General features: G+C 40.8%; 7 protein-coding genes. All 7 read left to right on the forward strand.

What is annotated here, in order from left to right:
• Window positions 1-20 precede the first annotated feature (20 nt).
• The 7 genes from L1D50_RS19325 to L1D50_RS19355 all read left to right on the forward strand — a co-directional run bounded on the left by L1D50_RS19325 (window position 21) and on the right by L1D50_RS19355 (window position 7,647).
• Window positions 21-593 carry a tRNA-(ms[2]io[6]A)-hydroxylase gene (locus L1D50_RS19325; protein WP_039495868.1) on the forward strand — a complete coding sequence of 191 codons (573 nt, stop codon included), beginning with the start codon at window positions 21-23 and terminating at the stop codon, window positions 591-593.
• Window positions 594-638: 45 nt separating this feature from the next.
• Window positions 639-1,919, forward strand: a complete 1,281-nt coding sequence (locus L1D50_RS19330) for a S41 family peptidase (protein WP_239966626.1) — start codon at window positions 639-641, stop codon at window positions 1,917-1,919.
• A 235-nt stretch (window positions 1,920-2,154) separates the two neighbouring features.
• Window positions 2,155-2,538, forward strand: coding sequence for a response regulator (locus tag L1D50_RS19335; protein ID WP_128728117.1), 384 nt, complete (start codon window positions 2,155-2,157; stop codon window positions 2,536-2,538).
• A complete protein-coding gene (locus L1D50_RS19340) occupies window positions 2,535-3,440 on the forward strand; it encodes an AAA family ATPase (RefSeq protein ID WP_239966627.1) in 906 nt (301 codons plus the stop codon). The genes L1D50_RS19335 and L1D50_RS19340 overlap by 4 nt, the downstream gene beginning before the upstream one ends.
• Window positions 3,441-3,454: 14 nt before the next feature.
• Complete coding sequence (locus tag L1D50_RS19345; RefSeq protein WP_239966628.1) at window positions 3,455-4,384, forward strand: DUF58 domain-containing protein; 930 nt, start codon at window positions 3,455-3,457, stop codon at window positions 4,382-4,384.
• On the forward strand, window positions 4,374-6,317 hold the full coding sequence (locus L1D50_RS19350) for a DUF3488 and transglutaminase-like domain-containing protein (protein WP_239966629.1): 1,944 nt from the start codon (window positions 4,374-4,376) through the stop codon (window positions 6,315-6,317). Before L1D50_RS19345 ends, L1D50_RS19350 begins: the two co-directional genes overlap by 11 nt.
• A 1-nt stretch (window position 6,318) precedes the next feature.
• Window positions 6,319-7,647: a Na+/H+ antiporter NhaC family protein gene (locus L1D50_RS19355; RefSeq protein WP_128728113.1), complete on the forward strand. Its 1,329-nt coding sequence runs from the start codon at window positions 6,319-6,321 to the stop codon at window positions 7,645-7,647.
• Window positions 7,648-8,076 lie beyond the last annotated feature (429 nt).

Genomic DNA, 8,076 nt, shown 5'->3' on the forward strand with positions numbered 1-8,076 from the left:
TGTATATACAAGATAGAATTATGTTTGAATTAAAATATCACACACCTTTTAGCTGGACTGAAAAAGTCCTAGCCGACTTTGATACCTTTCTTCAAGATCACGCCGCTGCAGAAAAAAAAGCAGCGGGAATGGCGATGGCAATGCTTGGTCATTACCCAGATAGGATCAAGCTGGTAAAAGCAATGGCAGATCTCGCAATAGAAGAAATGATCCATTTTAAACAGGTACTTAAGATCTTAACCGAGCGTGGTACGCTACTAGGTAACGATCAAAAAGACCCCTATATAAAACAAATGCGCGCACTTTTCCGCCAAGGCACAGATGAATATTTAATTGATAGATTGCTGATTGGCGCAGTAATTGAGGCTAGGGGCCATGAGCGTTTTTCTTTAGTTGCAGAAGCGCTTCCTGAAGGCAAAGAGAAAGACTTTTATGTTGCCATTGCTAAGTCAGAAGAAAAGCATAAAAACCTCTTTGTGGAGCTCGGCTATGAGTATTTCGACAAATTAACAATAGATAACCGCCTAGAAGAAATTCTCATCGCAGAAGCAGATATCTGCAAAGGCATTCCATTTAGCGCTGCGCTTCATTAGTATGAAATAACTGGGATTAAATAATAATAACAAGGACATAACAATATGAAATTAAGTGCTTTTTTATGCACCAGCTTCATTCTAACTTCAAATTTTGCAGCAAAAGCTGAGACCTTTAGCGCATTGAATGCTTGGAAAGAACTCGATCATAACTTGCAAACCCATTACGCTTATTTAGAGGACTTTAAAGGTTACCAACAAACTCGGCAGTTATTTGAAAAGAAGTTAAATAACTTAGACTCAAAGCAGGCCTTTATTGACTTAAGCCAAGCATATTTACGCCACTTTACAGATCCGCATCTCAATCTAGGTCCATTAAATGAAGAGGATTACAGTGTCTATCCAACAGGTGCAGATATGTATGTCGAATTCTATGATAACAGTGCACTTATTATTGACGTCAAGCGTAGTAGCGATGCAGATGTTAAAGGATTAAAACCCGGAGATATCGTGGTGAAGATAGATGGAAATACGATAACTCAAGCCATCCAAGACGTAATGCAGGTGCCATTGAGTCAATTAAATAAGGCTCAGAAGAGTTACGCACTGAATGTTGCGTTAGGAGGAAAACGTTATAAAACACGCGAAATTGAATTTAAAAGGGATACAAAGTTAGTCACCGTCGAACTTGCCGCAAGTTACGATGCAATAAATGCGCTAGGCAAAGGGCTTAAAGTATCCTACGAAAAAATAGATGAATTTGGTCATATTCGATTTAATAACGCCATGGGTAACACCCAAACCGTTGCTGAGTTTAAAGCTGCATTAAAGTCTCTAGGTGAAGTGAAAGGTTATATTATTGACCTTAGAAATACACCCAGCGGCGGAAATACAGGCGTAGCAGAACCCATACTTGGACATTTTACTGCTGCGCCAAGCGTATATCAAAAGTACCGTACGCAAACAGGAACTGTACAATTCAACAAAGCAGAGTTAAAAGACGCGCTCACTAAACCAGCAAAGCAACAGATAAAGGTTCCGTTTGTCGTACTTGCTGGGCGCTGGACTGGCAGCATTGGAGAAGGAATGACAATAGGTTTTGATGCTTTGGGTGCGGATGCAATAATTGGTGCACCGATGGCTGATTTACTCGGCGGGATCAAACGTCTCGACCTTGCTCAAAGTGACGCTTGGGTTGAAGTTGGATTTGAACGTTTATATCACGTAAATGGTGGTTTTCGTGAAGACTTCGAACCAAATATAATCGTGGCTGGCGACATGGACAAAAATGGTAAAGACGTAGCATTAGAAACAGCAGTGTCAGTTTTACATTCGAAAACGAATTCAGGTCAAAAAGTAGCCCGTAAACATCCAACGAAATTTTGATTGTATAAGAGAGTAAGCTAGTCTCTCTTTTAATTCATCGTATTTAACATAATCTAAATTATAGGATGTTATATCTGTAGTGATTGTAATATCAAGAAAGCCAATTTAATCATCTCCAATATGTCCAATACTAGACGGTATCGGACATTAATAAAAAGTTTACCGTATTTTCTATTGAGCTATGGTTTAGCTTTTTATAGTATGTGGTTGAATTTGTAATTTGAAGTATCGACATATGGAATTTGTAAGACCGCTAGAACCAATCTTGATAATTGATGACGCTGTTGAGATCAGAGATTTTCTGACACAGATTTTGGAGAACTTAGGGTTTGAAGAAGTTTATGGTTGTGAAGACTTTGACTCCGCAAAGCCGCTACTAAAGCATAAGCAGCCCAGTGTTGTCTTTTTAGATATTGAGCTTCCCGATACAGATGGTACCGAGATCCTATCCTACATTAACGAAAACTTTCCAGTGTCTCATGTCATCATGTGCTCTGGCCATAATAGTATGGAGAATGTTCAAAATACTTGGGAGCTTGGTGCTAAGGGCTTTATCGCTAAACCTTTCAATGCACACAAAGTGGATTCGGTAATGAAGCGTTTAGAGCTGGTTACATGAATGAACAAATAAAGAAACTTACCGATGCGCTTTCTACCGTTATTTTAGAAAAGCCTGAACAAGTAAAGCTCGCGATCTGCAGTCTTTTGTGCCGAGGTCATTTGCTAATTGAGGATTTGCCAGGTATGGGTAAGACGACGCTGTCTCATTCTCTTGCCGACGTGCTAGGTCTGACATATCGTCGAGTGCAATTTACTAGCGATCTACTCCCAGCTGATATTACAGGTACTTCCATTTTTAACCGTGAAAATCAGTCATTCGAATTCCATCCTGGTCCTATTTTCAGCCAAGTTTTACTGGCCGATGAAATCAACCGCGCAAGTCCAAAGACGCAAAGCGCCTTATTGGAATCCATGGAAGAACACCAAGTAACCATTGATGGCGTGAGCCATGAACTCCCTAGCCCATTTTTTGTGATTGCAACGCAAAATCCTCAGCATCAATCTGGCACGCATCCATTGCCAGAATCGCAACTAGACCGCTTTTTTATGCGTATAAGCTTGGGATACCCTTCGGAAATAGCAGAAGCACAGTTAATTAAATTAGCTGGAAAAGCGAGAAAACTGACTCAAGCACCGCAAGTGATCGATGGCAAAACACTTTTGGCGTATCAGCAAGTTGTGCCCAATATAGTGCTAAGTGACGCTATTATTGATTATATCCTTCGCTTAGTTAACTACACACGCAGCTCAGGTCAATTTAGCGACCCTTTATCGCCAAGAGCTAGTATCGCGCTTGCAGCCGCAAGTCGTGCATATGCGTTTATTAGTGGTCGAGATTTCGTGATCCCCGATGATGTTCAAGCCGTTTTCACTTCAGTCTGTGCCCATCGACTTGGCGTCACCACAACTAATGAAGCAGAAGTTCAGACGCAGGTCTTTCAAAACGTACCGGTACATTAAGCATGATTAACCGCTTGAAACGGAAAGTTCAGCAGCATATTTATAAACGACATCAACGTTCAGAAATACGGTTATCTCATAATAATATCTACATACTGCCATCTAAGGATGGCGGTTTTTTTATCGCTGTGGCTTTGCTTAATTTCGTATTGGGGATCAACTATCAGAATAATCTGATACTTGCAGTGTCCTACATTATGGCTGTGATGATGATAGCCGCCCTATTTTTAGGTTTTTTCAACCTGAACAATACAAATGTTCGGTATCTGGGTAGTAATGCTAATTTTAGCCCATATAGTTCATCTATTAGACTCAGTATTTCATCTGGCGCAGAGATCCAATCACTCAGACTATCAAGTGAATACAACCAAACGGCAACCCATATTTCGAAAGTAAGTGATGAAAAAGTTATCGAGTTAGCCGCCCCTGAATTACCTCGTGGTATATATGATACTGGGGTAATTAAAATTCTCAGCTACTTCCCATTTGGTCTTATTCGTACCTGGTCGTATATAAAACCACACGATGTTTTCTACGTTTACCCTACTCCATTATCCGTTATAAACACGGAGTTTAGCTACGGCAATGCATCAAATACCAGCCAAGGCATACAACAGAAAGAACGCTCAGCTGAATTTGACCATCTCGCACAATATCAAAAAGGCATGAGCTTGAGTCGTGTTTCTTGGAAGCATTACGCCAAGACGGAACAGATGTTAGTAAAACAAAACGCGCCAGAGTCTGCTGACTTATACCGCGTTATCTTTGACTATTCTAAGCTTTCTGGTAGCAAGGAAGAGCGCCTGAGCAAGCTCTGTAGTATGGTACTTGACGCCGATAAGCAACAAACAAGTTATGCTCTGTTACTTCAACAAAACAGGATCCCCTTCGGTCAAGGTGAAGCTCATAAACAATGTTGTTTGGAGGCGTTAAGTGAATTCTAGCTTTCCAAAATGGTACTACAGCACGTCATTCTTCTTATGGTTGTTGAGCATTATTCTTGTCGATGATTTTGGTATCGGCTTTGTCGGATTATGTACCGTTTTAACGCTGTGGCAAGCATCAAGATTAGTGACTAAGCCAAACATGTTAAGCATTCGCTTTATTAACTTGGTCACTTTACTTGGCGCTATTGCGACGGCCTCATTAATAGGTCTAAAAAACAGCGTGAATGTTTTTGTGGCTCTGATGTTGGTTGCATCGCTGCTTAAGCAAATTCACGCTACGCAAGCTCGCCAATTTACACAAATATGTATTTTGAATTTTTTTACTTACCCGTGCTTATTTCTTTTTACACAAAGTATATTTGCTGCATTTTTGGTATTAATTTTGTTGGCAGCTAATTTAGCTATCATGCTTAATCTTGAGCAAAACCTAAGGTTCAAATCTGCGCTTAAGGTAAGTGCAAAGGGATTGGTATTGGTGCTGCCTGTGGCTACTTTATTAGTCGTTTTTTTACCAAAACTCCCAGCATTTTGGCAGTTACCTGCACCGCAGAATCAAGCAAAAACAGGGTTATCTGAGAATGTAGATCCTTTTAATATCGCAAACCTATCCCAATCCAGCGACTTGGTATTTAGGGCATCATTTGAAAACACTCAACAAACTGGACCTTTCTATTGGCGTGCGATTATTCACGATGAATTTGACGGACGACAATGGAAAGTTTCTGAGTATCAAGGTACCAATATTAGAGCATTACCCAATGAAGCGACTGGTACAGCGACTATTATTGCTCAGCCTAGTCAACTTCCTTGGTTATACGGCCTAGCATACTCGTATTCGAGAAGCGCTAAGTTAAATAGTAATGTATTTGGTACGGTTTATTTGAAAAACCTATCGGCGAAACCGGTCGAGTATCAAATCGATTTCACTGATTTTGAGCCACAAGATTCGTTGAGACCCTGGTATTATAGGCGCAACACCGCATTACCTGACGGCATTAATCAACAGGCAAGGCAACTGGCGCGCGATTGGGATAGCCAATCGACAACAACGAGCCAATTCATTGAATTAATGCAGCGCTATTTTTTGCAAAATGGTTTCGTCTATACCTTAACACCAACTACAACCCAATCGGACGATAGAATTGATGACTTTCTATTTAACTCGTTTAATGGATTTTGTGGTCACTATGCTTCCGCAGCTGCATTTTTGCTACGAAGCGCGGATATCCCTGCTCGCTTAGTATCAGGTTATTTGGGCGGTGAAAAAAATGACAATCAAGGCTATTACAGCATTTATCAATATGACGCACATGCTTGGGTTGAGTATTTCACACCAGGAGTTGGCTGGCAGCGCTTAGATCCAACTGCTTGGATTGCCCCAGAAAGAATGACAGGAAGTCTTTCTCAATTAGAGCAATTATCAAGCGAGTTTAAAAGTGGTTTAGGCTACAGCTTAATTGGACTGTCTAATTGGCAGTCTATTAACTGGTTACGATTACAGCTTGAAGAACTAGACTATCAGTGGACTCGTGTCGTTATTAATTTTGATAAAGAAAAACAAGGTGCATTGTTTAAGGAATGGTTCGGTAGCAGTGGCCAACTTTGGGCGGGGATATTCTCACTGTTTATGCTGCTTTTGGTTTCAATCGCATTATTTTACCTCAGTAAGCGGTTCACTCAGCATAAACGCCCTATCGAACTTGTCTATTACAATGCTATAGTGTCCGATTTCAAAGAGCAGCTAAGTGGCACAACGGCGAAGCAGCATATTGCTGAGTTGTCTAAGTTATTTCCTGAATTAGAAGTATCACTTTGGCAGTTTTATCAGTTAATTGAAAAGTCACAGTATCAACAGAAACCACTCACCAAATTTGAGCTTAGTGAGTTGAAGATGTTGTACAAATCAATAAAAAGAAAGGCAAGAAAATAGTATGAATGCTGTTATTTTGGGCGTCTTGCTCATGTTGGGGTTAACCCTATGTAGAATAAATGTGATTGTCGCTATGACCGTCAGTGCAATGGCAGCAGGTTTAGTGGCCGGTTTGGATTTGAAGACAACCTTAAACGCCTTCAATGATGGCTTATCTGGAGGAGCAGAAATAGCTCTGAGCTATGCCATGTTAGGTGGGTTTGCAGTTGCTATTTCAAAGTCTGGCTTGACGCAAATACTCGCGCAAAAGCTTCTTAGATTAGTTAATGCCAATGATAGTGAAGGCTCAACTTTCTTAAGCATGTTTATAATGGTCATTATTTTGGCTTGCTCAATTGCGTCACAAAACCTTGTGCCTGTCCACATTGCGTTTATTCCGATCCTCATTCCGCCGCTATTAGTCGTACTGAACAAGCTGACGATAGACCGCCGTGCGATTGCATGTATTTTAACGTTTGGCTTAGCGACCAGTTATATGGTGTTGCCGTATGGATTCGGTGGCATTTACCTTTACTCTATTTTGCATAAAAACCTAGTAGACAATGGTTTAGAATTGGTTAAGTTTGACGTGCCTTATGCTATGGTGATCCCTGCGCTTGGTATGTTGATAGGACTGTTGGTTGCCGTTTTCATTACTTATCGTAAAAAGCGAGTTTATGAAATGAGTCAACAGCAAAGTACTCAATCAAGCACGGTACCTGAAGGCCAAGAAGCAACTAAAGTGATGATCGTCGGCGGCGCAGCAGTGTTGGCTTCTCTCATTGCTCAAAATATCAGTGGCTCAATGATATTAGGTGGGCTTGTTGGTGTGATGATTTTTAGCCTTTTTGGTATTGTGAAATGGGAACAAAACTCCGATGTTTTCAGCAAAGGCGTAGCGATGATGGCCATGATAGGTTTTATCATGATCTCTGCTCAAGGCTTTGCCTCTGTCATGAAAGCAACGGGCGATGTGACAAGTTTAGTAGCAAGTTGTGCCGATTTTGTTGGCGATAATAAACCACTTGCTGCAGCAATGATTCTACTTGTTGGTTTACTTATTACCATGGGAATTGGCAGTTCATTTTCAACCGTGCCAATCATTGCCACGCTATTTGTACCTTTGTCTCTAGAAGTTGGTTTTTCGGCTATGGCGACCGCAGCCTTGGTGGGAACAGCGGGAGCACTGGGTGATGCGGGCTCCCCAGCGTCAGATTCTACACTTGGACCAACCTCAGGACTTAATGCCGATGGACAGCATGATCACATCTGGGATTCCGTAGTACCAACGTTTATTCACTTCAACATCCCATTATTATGCTTTGGCTGGATAGCCGCAATGGTGCTATAGACTTCTTATAAATCGGAAGGTACCAAGCCCGTCAGCTTTGGTACCTTTAGCTCATCTCCCTTGTTGCTTTTATGAGACCGATAATTATAAGAGTTTAACCAATTCAATTAAGCGAAACCTCCAATTATTGAAACTTACACCTATGCTGAGTGAGTCGCTCTCTTTTGAACACCTTATATCGCTTGTTTGCGAGTACAAAATGCCCTCTCAAAAGACTTTATTAGCGACTATCAAATTGCAGAAAGTGGTCTACACTCTGATAAAGAATGATAATTAGCTAAGGTACTAACATAGATGATAAACCCGAGTACAGAAAAGCGATATGTTCAGTGATAGAAAAAAGTTATTTTATACAAAAAGCTGGTGATTGCTTTTAGCAAAAAAGTTGAGTTTGAAACGATTAAGGTTTTGGTTGCCTCTGCATTAAAT

Origin of the sequence: Pseudoalteromonas sp. Isolate6 (assembly GCF_022398435.1) — a bacterium.
Lineage (GTDB): Bacteria > Pseudomonadota > Gammaproteobacteria > Enterobacterales > Alteromonadaceae > Pseudoalteromonas > Pseudoalteromonas galatheae.